At 62.3% G+C, this 17906-nt stretch carries 15 protein-coding genes; 9 read left to right on the top strand and 6 right to left on the bottom strand.

What is annotated here, in order from left to right:
• Positions 1-8 precede the first annotated feature (8 nt).
• A complete protein-coding gene (locus J5M56_RS00630) occupies positions 9-1193 on the bottom strand; it encodes an acetyl-CoA C-acyltransferase family protein (RefSeq protein WP_207869048.1) in 1185 nt (394 codons plus the stop codon).
• Between the two features lie 169 nt (positions 1194-1362).
• On the opposite strand from J5M56_RS00630, the gene J5M56_RS00625 reads away from it, so the two are divergent.
• Positions 1363-2409, top strand: a complete 1047-nt coding sequence (locus tag J5M56_RS00625) for an AraC family transcriptional regulator (RefSeq protein ID WP_207869046.1) — start codon at positions 1363-1365, stop codon at positions 2407-2409.
• On the opposite strand, the gene J5M56_RS00620 is transcribed toward J5M56_RS00625, so the two are convergent.
• The 3 genes from J5M56_RS00620 to J5M56_RS00610 form a co-directional block, all read right to left on the bottom strand.
• Complete coding sequence (locus J5M56_RS00620) at positions 2378-3901, bottom strand: catalase (RefSeq protein ID WP_207869633.1); 1524 nt, start codon at positions 3899-3901, stop codon at positions 2378-2380. The genes J5M56_RS00625 and J5M56_RS00620 overlap by 32 nt on opposite strands.
• Positions 3902-4045: 144 nt before the next feature.
• Positions 4046-4588 carry a WYL domain-containing protein gene (locus J5M56_RS00615; RefSeq protein WP_207869044.1) on the bottom strand — a complete coding sequence of 181 codons (543 nt, stop codon included), beginning with the start codon at positions 4586-4588 and terminating at the stop codon, positions 4046-4048.
• 131 nt (positions 4589-4719) lie between these two features.
• Complete coding sequence (locus J5M56_RS00610) at positions 4720-5640, bottom strand: LysR family transcriptional regulator (RefSeq protein WP_186477014.1); 921 nt, start codon at positions 5638-5640, stop codon at positions 4720-4722.
• Positions 5641-5899: 259 nt separating this feature from the next.
• Here J5M56_RS00610 and J5M56_RS00605 point away from each other — a divergent pair, with 259 nt between their 5' ends.
• Genes J5M56_RS00605 through J5M56_RS00595 form a run of 3 tightly spaced genes read left to right on the top strand, consistent with a single transcriptional unit; the run spans position 5900 to position 9498 of the window.
• Positions 5900-7204: an MFS transporter gene (locus J5M56_RS00605; protein WP_207869042.1), complete on the top strand. Its 1305-nt coding sequence runs from the start codon at positions 5900-5902 to the stop codon at positions 7202-7204.
• A 30-nt stretch (positions 7205-7234) separates the two neighbouring features.
• Positions 7235-8476: a Zn-dependent hydrolase gene (locus J5M56_RS00600; protein ID WP_207869040.1), complete on the top strand. Its 1242-nt coding sequence runs from the start codon at positions 7235-7237 to the stop codon at positions 8474-8476.
• Entirely contained in the window at positions 8476-9498 is a 1023-nt protein-coding gene (locus tag J5M56_RS00595) for a histone deacetylase family protein (protein WP_186477017.1), read from the top strand. The genes J5M56_RS00600 and J5M56_RS00595 overlap by 1 nt, the downstream gene beginning before the upstream one ends.
• A 114-nt stretch (positions 9499-9612) precedes the next feature.
• Here J5M56_RS00595 and J5M56_RS00590 read toward each other — a convergent pair whose 3' ends face one another.
• Positions 9613-11040: a PLP-dependent aminotransferase family protein gene (locus tag J5M56_RS00590; protein ID WP_207869038.1), complete on the bottom strand. Its 1428-nt coding sequence runs from the start codon at positions 11038-11040 to the stop codon at positions 9613-9615.
• 323 nt (positions 11041-11363) lie between these two features.
• Here J5M56_RS00590 and J5M56_RS00585 point away from each other — a divergent pair, with 323 nt between their 5' ends.
• Positions 11364-12776 carry an amino acid permease gene (locus J5M56_RS00585; RefSeq protein ID WP_060479125.1) on the top strand — a complete coding sequence of 471 codons (1413 nt, stop codon included), beginning with the start codon at positions 11364-11366 and terminating at the stop codon, positions 12774-12776.
• Positions 12777-12779: 3 nt separating this feature from the next.
• Here the strand turns inward: J5M56_RS00585 and J5M56_RS00580 are convergent, their stop codons facing one another.
• The gene (locus tag J5M56_RS00580; protein WP_060479124.1) at positions 12780-12959 is read right to left on the bottom strand and encodes a hypothetical protein; all 180 of its coding nucleotides are present in this window, start codon (positions 12957-12959) and stop codon (positions 12780-12782) included.
• Between the two features lie 95 nt (positions 12960-13054).
• Between J5M56_RS00580 and tam the strand changes: the two genes are divergently transcribed.
• From tam to J5M56_RS00560, 4 genes are all read left to right on the top strand, one after another.
• Complete coding sequence (gene tam, locus J5M56_RS00575; RefSeq protein WP_207869034.1) at positions 13055-13831, top strand: trans-aconitate 2-methyltransferase; 777 nt, start codon at positions 13055-13057, stop codon at positions 13829-13831.
• Positions 13832-13921: 90 nt separating this feature from the next.
• Positions 13922-14431, top strand: a complete 510-nt coding sequence (locus tag J5M56_RS00570; RefSeq protein WP_060479122.1) for a sigma-70 family RNA polymerase sigma factor — start codon at positions 13922-13924, stop codon at positions 14429-14431.
• A complete protein-coding gene (locus tag J5M56_RS00565) occupies positions 14431-15375 on the top strand; it encodes a FecR domain-containing protein (RefSeq protein WP_207869032.1) in 945 nt (314 codons plus the stop codon). The genes J5M56_RS00570 and J5M56_RS00565 overlap by 1 nt, the downstream gene beginning before the upstream one ends.
• Before the next feature lie 63 nt (positions 15376-15438).
• Complete coding sequence (locus J5M56_RS00560) at positions 15439-17835, top strand: TonB-dependent receptor (RefSeq protein WP_207869030.1); 2397 nt, start codon at positions 15439-15441, stop codon at positions 17833-17835.
• Positions 17836-17906: the final 71 nt, after the last annotated feature.

The following is a 17906-nucleotide window of genomic DNA, read 5'->3' as shown; positions in this document are numbered from 1 at the left end:
TCACCCCCTCAGACGCGCTCGAAGACCACGGCGATGCCTTGGCCACCGCCGATGCACATGGTGGCCAGTGCATAGCGACCTTGAATGCGTTGTAGCTCGTGGATGGCCTTGGTCGCGATGATCGCGCCAGTGGCACCGACTGGGTGGCCAAGGGAAATACCTGAGCCGTTGGGGTTGACCTTCTCCGGATCGAAGCCAAGCTCGCGGGCGACGGCGCAGGCTTGGGCGGCGAACGCTTCGTTGGACTCGATCACGTCCAGGTCACCGACGCTCAAGCCGGCTTTCTCCAGCACCTTGCGCGTCGCTGGGATCGGGCCCAGGCCCATCAGCTCTGGCTCGACGCCGGCGTGGGCATAGGCCACCAGCCGCGCCAGGGGTTTAAGGCCCAGGCGGCGCACGGCGTCGCCAGTGGCAAGCACCAGGCCAGCGGCGCCATCGTTGATGCCGCTGGCGTTGCCGGCGGTGACAGTGCCGTCTTTCTTGAACACGGTCTTCATACCGGCCAGCTGCTCAGCGGTGACCTCGGCTCGTACGTGCTCATCGACAGCGAAATGTACAGTGCCTTTACGGGTTTTCAGCTCCAGCGGCACGATCTGGCTGTCGAAGCGGCCTTCTGCCTGGGCGCGGGCGGCGCGGCGCTGGCTGGTCAAGGCCAGCTCGTCCTGCATCTGGCGAGTGATGCCGTGCTGGGCTGCGACGTTTTCTGCGGTGATGCCCATGTGGAAATGCTCGAACGGATCCTGCAGCACGCCAACGGTGTAGTCGATGCCTTGCAGGTCGCCCATGCGTGCCCCCCAACGCGCTTGCGGCAGCAGGTATGGGCCACGGCTCATGGATTCGGCACCGGCGGCCAGCGCTACGTCGGCATCCCCAAGCAGCAGGCACTGCGCCGCCGAAACGATGGCTTGCAACCCGGAACCACAGAGGCGGTTGACATTGAATGCCGGCGTTTCCTTGGGTATACCGGCGTTCATCGCCGCCACCCGCGACAGATAGGCGTCGCGAGGTTCCGTGGGAATGACATTGGCCATTACCACATGGCCGATCTGCTCGGCGGCCACGCCCGAACGCTCAATGGCGGCGCGGGTTACGGCGGTGGCCAGCTCGGCCAACGGCAGGTCCTTGAGGCTACCACCGAAACCGCCGATGGCGGTTCGCACGGCACTGACGACGTAGATTTCTGCGCTACTCATAGAAGCTCCGATTGCGAAGGCATGGCGGGGGTGGGCCAGGCTCTGCGAGAATGGCCGGCGGCCCCCGAGGTGGGTCCGAGTCTAGGCAAAGGCTGCGTCGCGGCCTATGCCGGATCTGTTCAGTCAACCTGGCATTTTTTGCCACTCAGCATAGACAGGGAATTGCGCGATGCGCGATAGCGATACGGTCGCGGTGTATTTTCTCAATGCCATGCTGCACGCCTTGCGCGACCAACCTGAACTGCTCCAGGCCCGCCTGCGGGATGTGGGCATCGACCCTGCCGTGCTTGGCCAGCCGCAAGGGCGGGTGCCGGCCAAGGCTTTCGCCCGCCTGTGGTTGGAAATGATCGAGCTGCTGGGCGACGAGTTCTTTCGCTTAGATAGCCACGGCATGCCGCTGGGCAGCTTTGCCCTGATCTGCCGTGGTTTGATTCATGAGCCGAACCTGGAAAAGGCCTTGCGCCAGTGCATGAGCGGCTTTGCCCTGTTCCTTCGCGACCTGCGTGGCAGCCTGACGCTGCGCGCAGGGCGCGCGGTGATCAGCGTGCAGTCGCAGATCACCGACCCGCTGACCCGGGTGTACGCCGAGGAAACCTATCTGGTGCTGGTGATCGGGCTGTTGTGCTGGCTGGCCGGGCGGCGCATCAGCATCGACCGCACCGAGCTGGCAGTGGCGCGCCCGCCCCAGGACGATGACGCGCTGCTGTGGGGGCCGGACCTGCGCCTGGGGAGTGGGCGTACCGAGGTCGAGTTCGACAGTGCATGGCTGCGCTTACCCGTGATACAAGACCTGCCAGCATTGAAGACCTTCTTGCGCAGTGCGCCACAAGGCCTGGTCATTCGTTTTCGCAATAACAGCGGCCTGGTAGCCAAGGTCTACCGGCACTTGCGCGCCCGGCACTACGGGCAATGGCCGACATTGGCAGTCATGGCCGAGCAGCAAGGGGTCAGTGCCAGCACCTTTCGCCGCCAGCTCGAGCGAGAAGGGCGCTCTTATCAGCAGATAAAGGATGAAGTGCGCCGCGCAATGGCTTTCGAGCGCCTGCGCGACGGTACGCTGAGCATCGCTGAAATTGCCGAGCAGGCAGGTTTTCAGGAGCCCAGCGCGTTCCACCGAGCGTTCAAGAAGTGGACCGGGTACAGTCCCGGCAGTTACCGGACCCGTTTGTCAGGGGCTGCTCAGCTTAGTCCTGCAGGTCTGCTGCCAACATCTTGACCCGCTTCAAGTCGCCGCCAGCTACCTTCGCTACCCGAGTACCATAGTCGGCATCGGCTTTGTACAGGAATGACAGGATGATGTGCTTGCTCTGGTCATCGGCAGCCATCAGCGATTGGCCAAAGCTGTTGACCAGGTCGCGTTGCTCGCTTTTCGAATAGGCGCGGTAAAGCTCACCGGCCTGCTTGAAGTTCTGCTCGCGGCTGATCCCTTGTTGCTGAGTGCTGCCGCTCAAGGCCAGTTGGCTGTGGCGCGCCGAGTCGCTTGAGCTGCGCGGCTGTAGGCGGCTGGGCTGGTAGTTGACCATGTCGCGGGTCCGATTGGGGTTCAGCGCACCGTCCTGATTGCCATTGTTGACCCGCACCCGTGGCTGGTTGATCGGCAGGCTACCGGCGTTGGCACCTACACGGTACATCTGGGTGTCGGCATAGGCGAAAAGCCGGCCCTGCAACAACCGGTCTTCGGAGGGCTCGATGCCCTTGATCAGGTTCGAAGGTGCCAGTGCGACCTGCTCGGTTTCCTGGAAAAAGTTGCCGACATTACGGTTGAGTACCATCTGCCCAACCCGACGCTCGGGCACGTCAGGCCAGATTTTGGTGGCATCCAGCGGGTCGAAATCGAAATCGGCCAGCTGCTCGGGGCGCAGTGTCTGGATGTACAAGTCCCACTTGGGGTAGTCGCCAGTGGCAATGGCGCCAACCAAGTCTTCGGTCATGTGACTGAAGTTCTTGCCTTGGATCTGTTCAACAGCCTTGGGGTCGAGGTTTTCCCGGCCTTGCAGGCTCTTCCAGCGAAACTTCACGTAGGTGGGCTGGCCCTGGGCGTTGACGAACTTGTAGGCATGGACGCTGTTGCCATCCATGTACCGGTAGCTTTTCGGTGTGCCTTCGTTGGAGTACAGCAAAGTCAGGGTGCGAGTGGCCTCTGGCATGTGCGAGAACAGGTCGAAGCGCCGGGCATCGTTGCCCAGGTTGTTGCGCGGGTCTGGCTTGAAGGCATGGACCATGTCCGGGAATTTGATGGCGTCGCGGATAAAGAACGTTGGAAAGTTGTTGCCAACCAGGTCCCAGTTGCCCGCCGAAGTGTAGAAGCGGGTGGCAAAACCGCGCGGGTCGCGCAGGGTTTCCGGCGAGTGCAGGCCATGTACTACCGATGAAAAGCGCACGAACACTGGCGTTTTTTCACCTGGGGTAAATAACGGCGCTGTGGTCAGTGCAGACAGGTCTTCGGTGGCGGTGAACTCGCCATGGGCCCCCGTGCCACGCGCATGCACCACACGCTCGGGTATCCGTTCGCGGTCGAATCGTTGCAGCTTCTGGATAAGTTGCACATCCTGCAGCAAGGTTGGGCCAGCGGCACCTGCGGTCAGGGAATGCTGATTCTCACCCACTACCGCGCCATTATCGCGGGTCAAGGGCAGGGCCAGCAGTGCTGGGCTTGCAAGCACACTGGCGCACAGCAGCGTCAGCGCAGGGTAGCGGGAGGGGTTCATGAACATGGAAATGGCACTCGCTTGATCGAAGGAGTGCCAATGCTAGTGATGCCACTAGCCCCTCACCGTAAGGGTGTACGGTTCGTGCTGTATGATATTTCACTGCGCTGGCCGAGCGGCAGCACCTGGGGCAACCCTAATCGGTCAATACCCTTCGTCGTTCAAGGCCAGGCTCTGGCGAAGCTGTGCGATCAATGACAGGCGCAGCGTTTCTGGCGCCTTCACCTTGATCGAGCTGGCCTGGGAGAGCAGCCAGCCCATCAGCGCTCGGCTGTCTTGGACCGTGGCCGCGAGCATTGCTCCGCCTTCATCTTGGTGGTCAAGATGCATGTCAGCGGACAGCGGCTGGCCTTCCAGTCGACGGGCCAGGCCATCATCGACCCAGGCATGCAGCTCGATCTGCTGGGATGGGCAAAGCGCGTCCGGCTGTAGCTGCTCTGCGCCGTTCAAGCTAAGGCCGGGCTGCCAGTACCAGCCGTAAGGCATGCCTTTGCTATTGCAGTGCAGCGGGAACAGCATTGCCAGTTCGTTGAGGTCGCGCTCCACGGTACGCTTGCTGGTCTTGTGCCCAGCCCGTGCCAGCGCGGCCTGCAACTGCGTTGAGCTCATTCCGGGATGGCGGTCGGGGAGCAGTTTGAGCAGTTGCCATTGTCTGGCGATGGTGTGGCGGGTTGGATGGCTGGGCACAGAGCTTCGTCCTTGAACGCCAGCTACGACGGGTAACTGGATGATGGCAATTGGCTACTTCGCCAGCATACTCTTTTGACCAAGTGGATCCAAGTTCAGCCGGATTGGCGGTGTGCAGTGTTGCGGATGGCTCAAGGATTCGTTTCTATCAGGCTGTGCTGCAGCGCCTCGATGAACAGCACTTCGGCGCGGCTTAACCTTTGGTCTTTGTTCCACAACAAGTGGATATCGACATCGGCGATGCCCTCCACCGGTGGTAGTTTCCACAGCAAACCAGCCGCTACATCCGCTGCCACCACATGCTCGGGCAGGCAACCAATGCCGAACCCGGCAATCACCAGCCGCCGCACTTCTTCAAGGCTTGGCGAAGACGCCACGATCCGCCCGGAAAAGCCCTGCTGATCGCGGAAGATGGCGAGCGGCGACAGCATCCCGCCGATCTGGTCGCTGGTGAAACTAACGAAATTCTCCCGCTGCAGGTTGCCCTCAGGCTGGCCGAACAACGCGTGATGCTTGCCGCAGAAAAACGCATAACGCTGGCGCAGGAATAGCCGCTGCTCCAGCCGTGGCTGCGGTCGGCGATAAAGGCTCAGCCCGGCGGTGGCAGTCTTCTCCTGTAGGGCGGCGACGATGTCGGAGCTGCGCATCACATCGATTTCCAGATCGACCCTGGGGTGCTGCCGGTGGAAATCCGCAAGCATGTCATCGAAGCGCGCGCTGACGATGCGGCTGATCATCAGCAAGCGCACCCTGCCCACCAGTTCATCGGCCGGCTGCTCCAGCAGGCCGCCGATTTGTGACATCTGGCCGTAGACCTCGCCGGCCAGTTGAAAAAGCTGTTCGCCCACTTCGGTCAACACAAAGCGTGGGCCTCGGCGAGCGATAAGCTGGCGCCCAAGCTGCTCTTCAAGGCGTTTGAGCGCCTGGCTGACGGCAGGTTGGGTCAGGTGCAGGCGCGCGGCGGCGCGGCTGATGGACAGCTCTTGGCCGATGACGCGAAAGGTGCGCAGCAGGTTCCAATCGAGGCGGTCGTTGAGTAGACGGTCGGGCATGGCAGACTCGATGATAAGCGGGGCTAATAATTCGAATAATAAATAGAAAATTGACTAATCATAGCCTCAGGATGATAAATCATCGTCATTCAGGCCTGTGGCCTTGGTGTTGGATGCTTCGCGAGTAAGCCCCAAGCCCGCCGTAGCGCAAGCGAGCTCACCCCGAAAGCATGCAACACCGGCCGCAAGCCCAAGCGCCGCCAGAGCGTCACCGTGACCCCGTCAACTCCTGCCAAAAAAACAAGCAAAGGAGCCTCCCATGAAGCCCGCCGCTTCGCCCCAGCCGCGCCGCGCTGCCGCCGCCGCATTCATCGGTACCATGATCGAGTGGTACGACTTTTACATTTACGCCACCGCTGCCGCCCTGGTGTTCGGTGCCTTGTTTTTCCCCTCCGATAACAGCCTGTTCAGCACCATGGCCGCGTTCGGCACCTTCGCCGTGGGCTTCTTTGCCCGGCCACTGGGCGGCATCGTGTTCGGCCACATGGGCGACCGCATTGGCCGCAAGAAGTCGCTGGTTATCACCCTGTTGATGATGGGCATCGTCACCGTGTGCATCGGCCTGTTGCCGACCTATGCGCAGATCGGCGCTGCCGCTCCGGTGCTGCTGATCATCCTGCGCGTGGTCCAAGGGATCGCCGTGGGCGGCGAGTGGGGCGGGGCGGTGTTGATGGCTGGCGAACATGCGCCCACGGGCCGGCGTAATTTCTTCGCCTCGTTCGCCCAGCTGGGCAGCCCGGCAGGCCTGATCTTGTCGCTGCTGGCATTTGGTGCGGTGACTCGCCTGCCAGAAGCAGAATTGATGAGTTGGGGCTGGCGTGTGCCGTTTCTGGCCAGCGCTCTGTTGCTGCTGGTGGGCCTGGCGATTCGCCTAGGGGTCAACGAGTCGCCAGAATTCATCGCCAGCCGCGAGCAGGCGGCCCGAGCCAAACTCGCCGAGCAGGCGCCAGTACTGGAGGTGCTGCGCACCGCCTGGCGCCCACTGCTGCTTTGCATGGGTGCCAATACCTTGGGTATCGCTGGGGTCTATTTCACCAACACCTTCATGATCAGCTACACGACCCAGCAACTGCACCTTGAGCGCTCGCTGATCCTCGAATGCCTGTTCTTCGTGGCCGTCATCCAGTTCTGTGTGCAGCCGCTGGCCGCCTGGCTGTCGGAAAAGCTTGGTGCCACCCGCTTCCTGGCCTTGGTCGCAGGATTGGCAATGGCCTCGCCGTACCCGATGTTCGTGCTGGTCAGCACCGGCCAAGGCCCGCTGATCGTGCTCGGCATCGCCTTGGCTGCAGCGTGCATGGCGTCGTTCTACGCGGTGATCGCCGGCTATGTCAGCGGCATGTTCGAAACCCGGGTGCGCTATACCGCGATTTCATTGGCCTACCAGGTGTGCGGTGCCCTTGCCGGTGGCCTGACCCCGCTGATCGGTACCTGGTTGGCCCACAGTTTCACTGGCCAATGGTGGCCGATGGCCGTGTTCTACACGCTGATCGCCACCCTTTCGCTGGTCTGCGTGCTCGCCCTGGCGCGTCAGTACGCCCGTAGCCAGCGCCTGGGGCTGGTCTGATCGATCCACCTGATTCTGGAGTACCCGCACATGTTGAAAAGCAATGGCAAACGCCTGTGGGCTAGCCTGATGGCCATGGCCGAAATCGGCGCCACGGCCCGTGGCGGCAGCTGCCGCCTGGCCCTGAGCGACGAAGACAAAGCCGGTCGCGAACTGTTCAGCCACTGGTGCCGCGAGGCGGGCCTGACGCTGTCGGTGGATGCCATCGGCAACCTGTTCGCGCGCCGCGCCGGTAGCGACTCGGGCGCCGCGCCGGTGATGATGGGCAGCCACCTCGACACCCAACCCGAAGGCGGCCGTTTCGATGGTGTCTATGGGGTGCTGGCTGGCCTTGAGGTGGTGCGCCGCCTCAACGACCTAAAAATCCACACCCGCAAGCCGCTGGAAATCGCAGTGTGGACCAACGAAGAGGGCGCCCGCTTCACCCCGGCCATGTTCGGCTCGGCGGTGTTCACCGGCACCCTGGCCCTGGAGCAGGCGCTGGCCATACGTGATGCCGATGGTATCAGCGTCGCCGACGAGTTGCAGCGCACCGGCTATGCCGGTCAGCGCCCGCTGGGCGGCCAGGTCGATGCCTACTTCGAGGCACATATCGAACAAGGCCCGATCCTTGAAGACAATGCCAAGGCCATCGGTGTGGTCAGCGGTGGGCAGGCCATCCGCTGGCTGGACGTCACAGTCCAAGGCATGGCCGCTCACGCCGGTACCACACCGATGCCGCTGCGAAAGGACGCTCTCTACGGTGCTGCGCAGATGATCCAAGCGGTCGAGCGGTTGGCGGCTGATCATGCGCCGCACGGCCTGACCACCGTGGGTGAACTGGCGATCGCCAAGTCCTCGCGCAATACCATCCCCGGTGTGCTGCGCTTTACCGTCGACCTGCGCCACCACCGCGACGACGCCCTCGAGGCCATGGAGCGCGACCTGGCCTTGAAGCTACAGGCCATCGCCAGCCAGCGCGGCTTGCAGGTTCGTATCGAGCGCCACTGGGCCAGCCCGGCCACCCCGTTCGACCCTGACTGCGTGGCCGCCGTGCAGCAGGCGGTGGACGGCCTGGGCTACGCGCAACAGTCCATCGTCAGCGGTGCGGGCCACGACGCCATCCTGCTGGCCCGCTATTGCCCGACGGCGATGGTGTTCATCCCCTGCGTCGGCGGCTTGAGCCACAACGAAGCCGAAGACGTCTTGCCCGAGCATGCCCGCCAGGGTGTCGACGTGCTGCTCAATGCCGTGCTGGCGCGCGCCGGCCAGGTCGCACAAGGAGAAGCCTGATGCGTTGCTACTTTCACCCCGAACAGCTGTTGCACCATCCGCGCAGTTACTACTCGCGCGGCGCCATGCGTACCCCACAGGAAGTCCCCGACCGTGCCCGGCATCTGCTCCACGCCGTCAAGGACCTGGATTTTGACATCCGCCAGCCCGAAGACGCAGGCCTAAAGCCGCTGAAGGCAGTGCATGGCCAGGCCTACCTGGCGTTTCTCGAACAGGCCCATGCGCGCTGGAAGGAAGTGCCCGAGGACTGGGGCGAAGAGGTGATGTCCAACATCTTCGTGCGCGAGCCCAACGCCCTGCGCGGCATCCTCGCCCAGGCTGGGCGCTATCTGGCTGATGGCAGCTGCCCGATAGGGGAAAATACCTGGCGTTCGGCCTACTGGTCAGCGCAGAGCGCAGTGGCTGCCGCCAAGGCCATTCTCGATGGTGAGCCGGCGGCCTATGCTTTGTGCCGGCCACCAGGGCACCATGCGCGGTTCGATGCGGCGGGTGGATTCTGCTACATCAACAATGCTGCCGTGGCGGCCCAGGCCCTGCGCAGCCGCTACAGCCGTGTAGCGATACTCGATACCGACATGCACCACGGGCAGGGGATTCAAGAGATCTTCTACGAACGCGACGATGTACTGTACGTGTCGACCCATGGTGACCCGACCAACTTCTACCCTGCAGTTGCCGGGTTCGAGGGCGAGCGCGGCAGGGGGGCGGGGACGGGATACAACCTCAACCTGCCGATGGCGCACGGGGCTAGCGAGGCAGACTTCATGGGGCAGTTGCAGATTGCGCTGGATGCGGTGAAGGATTTTGGCGCCCAGGTGCTGGTGTTGTCACTTGGGTTCGATATCTATGAGCTGGATCCGCAGAGCAAGGTGGCGGTGACGACGCAGGGGTTTGCGGCGTTGGGTGAGCGGATTCGGGCGTTGGGTTTGCCATGTGTGATTGTGCAGGAGGGGGGGTATCACCTGGAGAGTTTGGAGGCGAATGCGCGGGCGTTCTTTGCGCAAAAGGCTGACTGGCGATAATCGGCAACCTAACAGCTCTGAAACATTTGCTGATTACTGGGCGGCAGTGCCGCCCTTTTTGCTGGTTTCGGCTGAACAGCTCAACTGGCTGTGGGCACCATTTGGCAAAGGCTGCTACCTTGCCCCACCGCGCCTCACATGCTTGACCAGCACTTTCTCCAAAAGCTCCCACATCGCCGGATCCGTACTGAACGCCACATTGAACCGCATCCACCCGGTGGCCTGGGCATCGACCATGAACAACTGCCCGGGCCCGAGCATGATGCCTTTCTCCAAGGCATCGTCCAGCAAAGCAGCACTGTCCAAAATGGCCGGGTGCCGGGTCCAGATGTACATGCCTTCATCCGATTCGGTGAACAGCTCGAAGCCCAACCGATGTAAATGCCGGCCAACGGCCTGATGCGCGTCGGCCAGCCGCTGGCGCAGACGCTTGAGGTGCTTGCGCCAACGCCCGTCGATGATCGCGGCATACACCACGCGCTCCATCACCTGCGACGTGGTCAGCCCCGAGCGCATCTTCAGGTGCAGCAAGTTTTGTGACAACTGCGGGTTGGCCAGCAAATAGCCGACCCGGACATTGGGCGAAATACTCTTTGAGTAGCTGCCCACGTACACCACCTGCTGCAGATGGTCGAGGCTGGCCAGGCAGGGTTGCGGCTCGGCGACCATGTCGGCATACAGGTTGTTTTCCACCAGGCGGAAGCCGTGTTGGCTGGCCAACTGCAGCAAGCGGTGCAGCTGTGGCAGCGGGGTGCGTGAGCAGGTCGGGCTATGCAGGTGCGGCTGAGTGAAGAACGCGGTAGGGCGGTGGTGGGTCAGCAGCTGTTCCAGCTGATTGAGGTCATAGCCGTTCGGGGTGCGTGGCACGCCGACCAGGGTTGCCCCTTGGGTACGCAAGATGCTCATCAGATTGGGGTAGCCTGGGTCGTCCACCAGCACCACGTCACCCGGCCTTACCAAGGTGCGCACGGCCAGGTCCAGTGCCTGGCTGGCACCGTGGGTCAACATCAGCTGCGCCGGGTTGCAGACGATCGACAGCTCCTGCTGCAGGTTCTGCGCCGTCAGCGCCCGTAGCTCTGGAAGGCCCATCGGGTCGCCGTAGCCTGAAAGTTCCAGCGGGCTGCCGGCCACCTGACGCAGGCCGCGGCGCAAACCTTCCTCGTACATCCATTCATTGGGCAGCCATCCACAACCAGGTTTGAATGGCAGCTGGCGGGTTTCGAAGATCTGCTGCAGGTACCATTCGGAGTTGAACGATGGTCGAGTGGCGTCGGCCTCAGCGCTGTGAGTGTCCAGCAGTTCCGCTGCGGCCCGATTGACAAAGAACCCGGCATTGCCCTTGCTCACCAGCAGACCTTGAGCCACCAGCCGGTCGTACGCCTCCACCACGGTAAAGGTACTCACCGAGTAGCTCGCAGCGAACGCCCGGATAGATGGCACCTTGGCGCCGGGCTTGAGGGTCTGGTTATCGATCAGCTCGCGCAGGCCGTCGATGATCTGATTGACCAACGGCGTGGAAGAGTCTGGATGTAGTTCGAACATTAGGGGCCTTCAGGGTGCGGAACGCCAGGCGCCAATGGGGTGTATTGCATTGGCGGCCTGTACAGTGCAGTGCGAGATTCATGCCACTGTGCATGGCTCTCTACGCCGGACATTTTTACATTAGGTTGCAGATAGCGCCACACAAAGCATGTTCAGTTCGCCTCAGGTGCCACCTGGGGCGCGTCAGCAGGCCGCCATGGAAGGCCTGCGTGTGTCTATGCACACCATCCTGCCCGCATTAGCACTGATGTACAGGTGAAACCGAGAGCCATCGGGGTTTCACAGTTTTCCTTGGATAAAAAGAAGCACGGGGTACACAACTGATGGACGCAACATCCACAACCACCTCCGCGAAAGGGGAGCACGAGAGCAAGCTCAGTGCCTCGCTCAAGTCGCGCCACCTGACGATGATGTCGATCGCTGGGGTGATCGGCGGCGCCTTGTTCGTCGGCTCCGGCAGCGTGATCCACAGCGCCGGTCCAGCGGCCGTACTGGCCTACCTGGCCGGGGGCATCCTGGTGGTGCTGATCATGCGCATGCTCGGCGAAATGGCGACATCCTCGCCCGACACCGGCTCGTTCTCGACCTATGCTGACCGTGCCATCGGCCGTTGGGCCGGCTTCACCATCGGCTGGCTGTACTGGTGGTACTGGGTCATCCTGATGGCCTGGGAAGCGTACGTGGCGGGCAAGATCCTCCATGGCTTCTTCCCCGACGTCAGCGTCAACGTGTTCGTGCTGGCCACCACGCTGCTGCTGATCACTGTCAACTTCTTCAACGTCAAGCACTACGGTGAGTTCGAATTCTGGTTCGCGCTGATCAAGGTCGTGGCGATCGTCTGCTTCCTGGTGGTTTGTACCGCCGCAGTGATGAACATCTGGCAGTTCGGTGAGGTGCGGGGCATCACCCACCTGACCGCCGAGGGTTTCATGCCCAATGGCATCACCACCGTGATCGGTGCGTTGCTTGGGGTGATGTTCGCCTTCCTGGGTGCCGAGATCGTCACCATCGCCGCATCCGAAGCCAAGGACCCTGCTACCCAGATCGTCAAAGCCACCAACTCGGTGGTATGGCGAGTGTGCCTGTTCTACGTGGGCTCGATCTTCCTGATCGTCTGCCTGGTGCCATGGAACGACCCGCAACTGGGGGTTTCCGGCTACGGCGCGTACCGCCGCACCCTGGAGCTGTTGGGTGTGCCGCACGCTGAACTGCTGATGAACTTCGTGGTGCTGACGTCGGTGAGCAGTTGCCTGATCTCGGGCCATTACACTGCTTCGCGCATGCTGTTCTCCCTGGCCCAGCGCGGTGATGCGCCATCGTTCTTCAAGATCACCCGCGCCGGTACCGGTGTGCCGGTATACGCCATCATCGGCTCCTGCATGGTGGCGGTGGTCTGCGCGCTGATCAACTTCAGTGAGACCCTGCGCCCCAAAGACGTGCTGGAAACCCTGATGAACACCACCGGTATGATTGCCCTGTTGGTGTACCTGGTCATCGCCTTCTCGCAACTGCGCATGCGCCGCAAGCTGATCGCCGAAGGCAAGGAAGTGCGCCTTAAGATGTGGCTGTTCCCATGGCTGACTTATCTGGTGATCGCTTTCATCATCGCTGCCCTGGTGACCATGGCTTTCATGCCTGACTACCAGATTCTGGTGATCTCTACCGGCATCGCCGCTGCCCTGGTGGTAGCGATGGGCGTGGTCCACCAGATCCGCTCTGGCAAGCAGCAGCACTAAGCCTTACTCGCTGTTGGAAGCGGCCGGCTCCCTCGTGGACCCGGCCGTTTCGCGTTGCTGGGCCTGGTGTTTTTCTGCCGGCATGTGAAAGCGCTGGTTCATCCAGGGTGAGCCGAGCAGTGCGGCGGCGGCAATCAATGCCACGATGGCCAGAGCCAGAAAGATTTTCATCGGCATGCGCATACAGGGAATGACTACAAGCATAGGCGCACAGTTCAGGCCCATTGGCTTGGCTACATGGCGTATGCTCACAGCATCGCCCTCAGAAGGAGCCGCCCATGGCCTGGTCCGCCACCCAGTACTCGCTGTTCGAAGATGAACGTACGCGCGCTGTGCGCGACCTGCTGGCCGCCGTGCCGCCAAGGCCGGTGCGCCATGCCACCGATCTGGGCTGCGGGCCGGGCAATTCCACCGAAGTGCTGTTGCAGCATTGTCCAGATGCGCTGGTGGTCGCGCTGGACAGCGACCCCGACATGATCGAGAAGGCACGCCAGCGCAAGCGCTTGCTGATTCCGCGGGTGCGCTGCGAGATCGCCGACATCGCTGGCTGGGCCGCCCCAGAGCCTCAGGACCTCATTCTGGCCAATGCCTCGCTGCAATGGGTGCCCGACCACGGCTCGCTGTACCCGCACCTGGTGCGCCAGCTGAACGAAGGCGGCAGCCTGGCCGTGCAAACCCCGGACAACCTTGATGAACCGGCACATCGGCAACTGCGCGAGATCGCCGGGCGTGGCCCCTGGGCGGGCAAGTTCAGCGAATTCAGCCTTCCACCGCGGCACAATGCTGCTTTTTACTACGACCTGCTCAGCCCACTGTGCACACGGGTCGACGTGTGGCGCACCACCTATCATCATCCGCTGCAGGGTGGCGCCGAGGCAGTGGTGGAGTGGTTCAAGGGCTCGGCGTTGCGGCCGTACTTGAGCAAACTCGAGGCTGACGAGCAGGTGGATTTTCTGCAGATGTACCTGCAGGCCATGCAGCGTGACTATCCGCCATCGACCGACGGCAAGGTATTGCTCCCATTCCCACGCTTATTCGTCGTGGCGACCCGTTAAGGTCGGCATACACCACCTGCGCTCAGTCTTGGCTCGGCGATTAAAGTAAATTAGAATCACTACCATTTACTTCACTTGCCGAGCTTCATCATGGTCGACGCCGCGCCGCCTTCCCAGCACAGCCTGCCTGATCTTTACCGTGAACATCGCAGTTGGCTGGAGGCCTGGCTGCGCCGGCGTATGGGCAACGCCTGGGATGCCGCAGACCTCAGCCAGGACACCTTCCTGCGCTTGCTCGCTAGCGCTCAGCCCCTGGCCGAGCTTCGCGAACCCCGTGCCTATCTTCTTACCGTAGGCAAACGACTGCTCAGCAACTTTCACACAAGGCGCAACCTCGAGAAGGCCTACCTCGAGGCACTGGCACATTTGCCAGAGCAGAGTCTGCCGTCGCCCGAGCAGCGCTGGATACTGCTCGAAACCCTGCAAGCGTTGGATGAACTGCTCGATGGCCTCAAACCAGCAGTGCGCAGGGCTTTTCTCTGGAGTCAGCTAGAAGGCCTGGGCTACTGCGAAATCGCCGAGCGTCTGGGTGTTTCTGAGCGCACGGTCAAACGTTACATGGCGCAGGCCTACGAGCACTGCCTATTGGCTCAGCTGTGATGCACACGCATTCGAACCAGACGCGCGAGGCCCTACGCGCAGCTGCCTGCTGGCTGGCATTGCTCGAATCCGGTCGGGCTAGCCCGAGCGACCTCAAGCGCCTGGCGCAATGGCGAGGCAGCAACAGCGAACATGAACAGGCCTGGCAAAAAGCGCAGCAGTTGCGCCAGCGCTTTTCGCAATTGCCCCCCGAGTTGGCCATGGCTACCCTAGACCGCCCCCAGGCCAGTCGCCGCGCCTTGCTCAAGCAGGCATTGGGCCTAGCCGCCCTGGCGCCCGCGGCCTGGTTGCTGAGCCGGCAATTGCCGTTAGAGGCATGGACCGCCGATGTGCACACGGCGGTCGGCGAGCGCAGACGGCTGGTTCTAAGTGACGGTACGGTGTTGCAACTGAACACCGATAGTGCGGTCGATCTGAACCTTGAAGGTGCGAGCGTGAAACTGCTGCGTGGCGAGGTAGCTTTGGCAGTGCCCCAGGGGCGCAACCAAGTACTGCAGCAGCCTTATGGGCAAGTAGTTATCAGTGGCGCTGACGTTTGCCTGCACCTGTTCGAACAGGCATGCCGAGTCTCGGTAGTCAAAGGCCAGGCCACGGTGTACCCGTTAAGTGGCGGTGCCGTGGTGCTGCAAGCGGGCCAGCAAACCGATGTGCGGGCCGACGGCCCTGGCCGTGTTGCGGCCCTAGACGATTTGCTGCTGGGCTGGCGCGAGGGCGTGCTGCGCTTGAACGATCGGCCATTGGGCGACCTGCTCAACGAGCTGCGCCGGTATCGCCCAGGTGTGCTGCGTTGGGATCCTGAGTTGGAACGGTTGCGGGTAACAGGCACTTTCCGCCTGGATGATACCGACCGTGTGTTGGCCCTGTTGGCCGCAAGCCTTCCACTGCATGTGCAGACCCACACCCGTTACTGGGTAAGCCTGACGGCGCCAGAAATTCGTGGCTAAGGCTGTCCCCTTTATTCTTCTCACCGGTCATTACCGGTAGAAGAACACTAGGGAGCCTTCTCGATGCCTGCTGTAATGCCACTTTCCACGCGCCACTTGCTGCGTGCCGGGTTCGCCATGAGCCTGTTGTTCAGCACACCACTATGGGCCGCAGACCGAGCGCTGCGCACCTACGAAGTACCTGCTGGCAGCCTGGGCACTGCGCTTACACGCTTCGCCGACCAGGCTGGGGTGAGCCTGTCGCTTGACCCGGCTTTGGTCAGTGGCCAGCAAAGCCTAGGTTTGTCTGGCCGTTACACCCTGGACGAAGGCTTCCTGCAATTGCTGCGCGGCACGGGCCTGCTGTTGCAGCCGGTAGGCGAGAGGGCGTTCACCCTGGTGCCGGCCCCCAAGGACGCGAGTGTGCTGGAGATTGCACCAACCAACATCAGCGGCGGCCAGCTCCAGCTCAACGACGGCCAGCCTTATGCGGGCGGGCAAGTGGCGCGCAAGGGCTCGCAGGGCCTGCTCGGTGCGCGCGACTTCATGGACACACCCTTCAGTATGACCACCTACACCCATGAGTTGGTGAAGAACCAACAGGCTCGCACCTTGAGCGATGTAGTGGCCAGCGACCCCTCGGTGCGTGCTACCAACCCGGCAGGCGGGCGCTTCGAGCAGTTCACCATCCGTGGCTTGAGCCTGTTCAATAGCGATGTGTCCTACAATGGCCTCTACGGCATCCTGCCGACCTATTCGATCGACATGGAGATGGCCGACCGCGTTGACATTCTCAAAGGCCCAAGCCAGCTGATCAATGGCATTTCGCCGCGGGGCAGCGTGGGTGGCGCCATTAACGTGGTCCCCAAGCGCGCTGGCGACACGCCGATCACCGAGTTCACCGGTAGCTACGCTTCCAATAGCCAAGTTGGCGGTGCAGTGGATGTTGGCCGCCGATTCGGTGAGGGTGAGCAGTTCGGCCTGCGCTTCAATGGGGTGAAGCAGGGCGGCGATACCGAGTGGGGCCAGCAGCGCGTGGACCGCGAAATGGCCGTGCTTGGACTGGACTTCAGGGGCGAGCGCCTGCGGCTGTCGGCAGACCTGGGCCACACTGAGCGTGACACCGACGCCCCCCAGGAGCGTGTTTTGGTCGGGGCCAATGCCAGGGTGCCCAGTGCCAGCGATGTACGCCACAACTATGCGCAGCGCTGGAGCCAGGCGCACACCAACGACACCTTCGGCACATTCAATGCCGAGTACGATATCAGCGACTCACTGATGGCCTACGGTGCAGTCGGCGCTCGCGAGAGCCACCACGATTTCCTGCGCCATAACGTGTCGATCATCAACAACGCCGGTGACTTCAGCGTGCAGCCCCGCGACTTCACCCGTGACGAGTCGGTGCGCACCGCCATGGCCGGGGTGCGCAACTGGTTTCAAACAGGCCCCGTCAGCCATGAAGTCAATCTGGCCGCCAGCTACTTCTACATGGACTTCACCAACGGCGGCGCACGCTATGCCACGGCCCCGAGCAACCTGTACAACCCCGTCGCTACCCCAACACCGGTCACCCCAACCCGCAGCGACGCTGAGGCTTACACCGAAAATCGGTTCTCCGGGATTGCGCTGGCCGACACACTTGGCTTTGTCGACGATCGACTGCTGCTGACCCTGGGCGCTCGCTGGCAACGGGTTCAGGTGGACGACTGGAGCGATGGTGTCAAGGGCGATACAGCGTATGACGAAGAGAAGGTTTCGCCTTCCGCTGGCCTGCTGCTCAAGGTCACCGACCAGCTTTCGCTCTATGCCAACTATATGGAGGGCTTGAGCCAAGGCAAGATTGCGCCGTCGACTTCGATCAACGAGGACCAGATCTTCCCACCGTTCATCAGCCGTCAGATCGAAGTCGGCGCCAAATATGATCTAGGCCGCGTGGCTTTCACTGCCAGTGCCTTCCGCATCCGCCAGCCAGCATACGAAACCAATGCCACGTCTCGGGTATTCGGCCCCAACGGTAAACGTGAAAATCGTGGAGTGGAACTGAGTGTATTCGGCGAGCCGCTTGACGGTATCCGCGTGCTCGGGGGCGTGATGTTCATCGACAGCGAGCTGACCGGTACGGTCAACGGCGCTTTTGACGGCAACCGCGCCCCGGCAACTCCGCGATACAACGTTAACCTGGGCGTGGAATGGGATGTGCCTGGGGTCAACGGTTTGACCCTGACAGGGCGGGGCATTCATTCCAGCTCCCAGTACCTGGACCAGGCCAATAGCAAGCGGATCGACGGCTGGGAACGATTCGACGTGGGCGCGCGCTATGCGTTGAAGCTCGACAGCACTGAGGTCACCCTGCGCGCCAATGTCGAGAATCTGATGGACAAACGTTACTGGGCATCGGCGGGCGCGCCGGACGATAGCGAGCCTGGCTTGACCCTGGCCACCCCGCGTACCTACCTGCTATCGGCAACACTCGGCTTCTGATTCGCCAGCAGACACCGGGCAGCGCGAGGCAACCGTCGGCCACGGCGGCGCCTGGGGCAGGTCAGTCACCT

Origin of the sequence: Pseudomonas sp. 51_B, assembly GCF_017491595.1 — a bacterium.
In the GTDB taxonomy this organism is placed as follows: Bacteria; Pseudomonadota; Gammaproteobacteria; order Pseudomonadales; family Pseudomonadaceae; genus Aquipseudomonas; species Aquipseudomonas promysalinigenes.
This window is presented reverse-complemented; position numbering and strand designations above follow the sequence as displayed.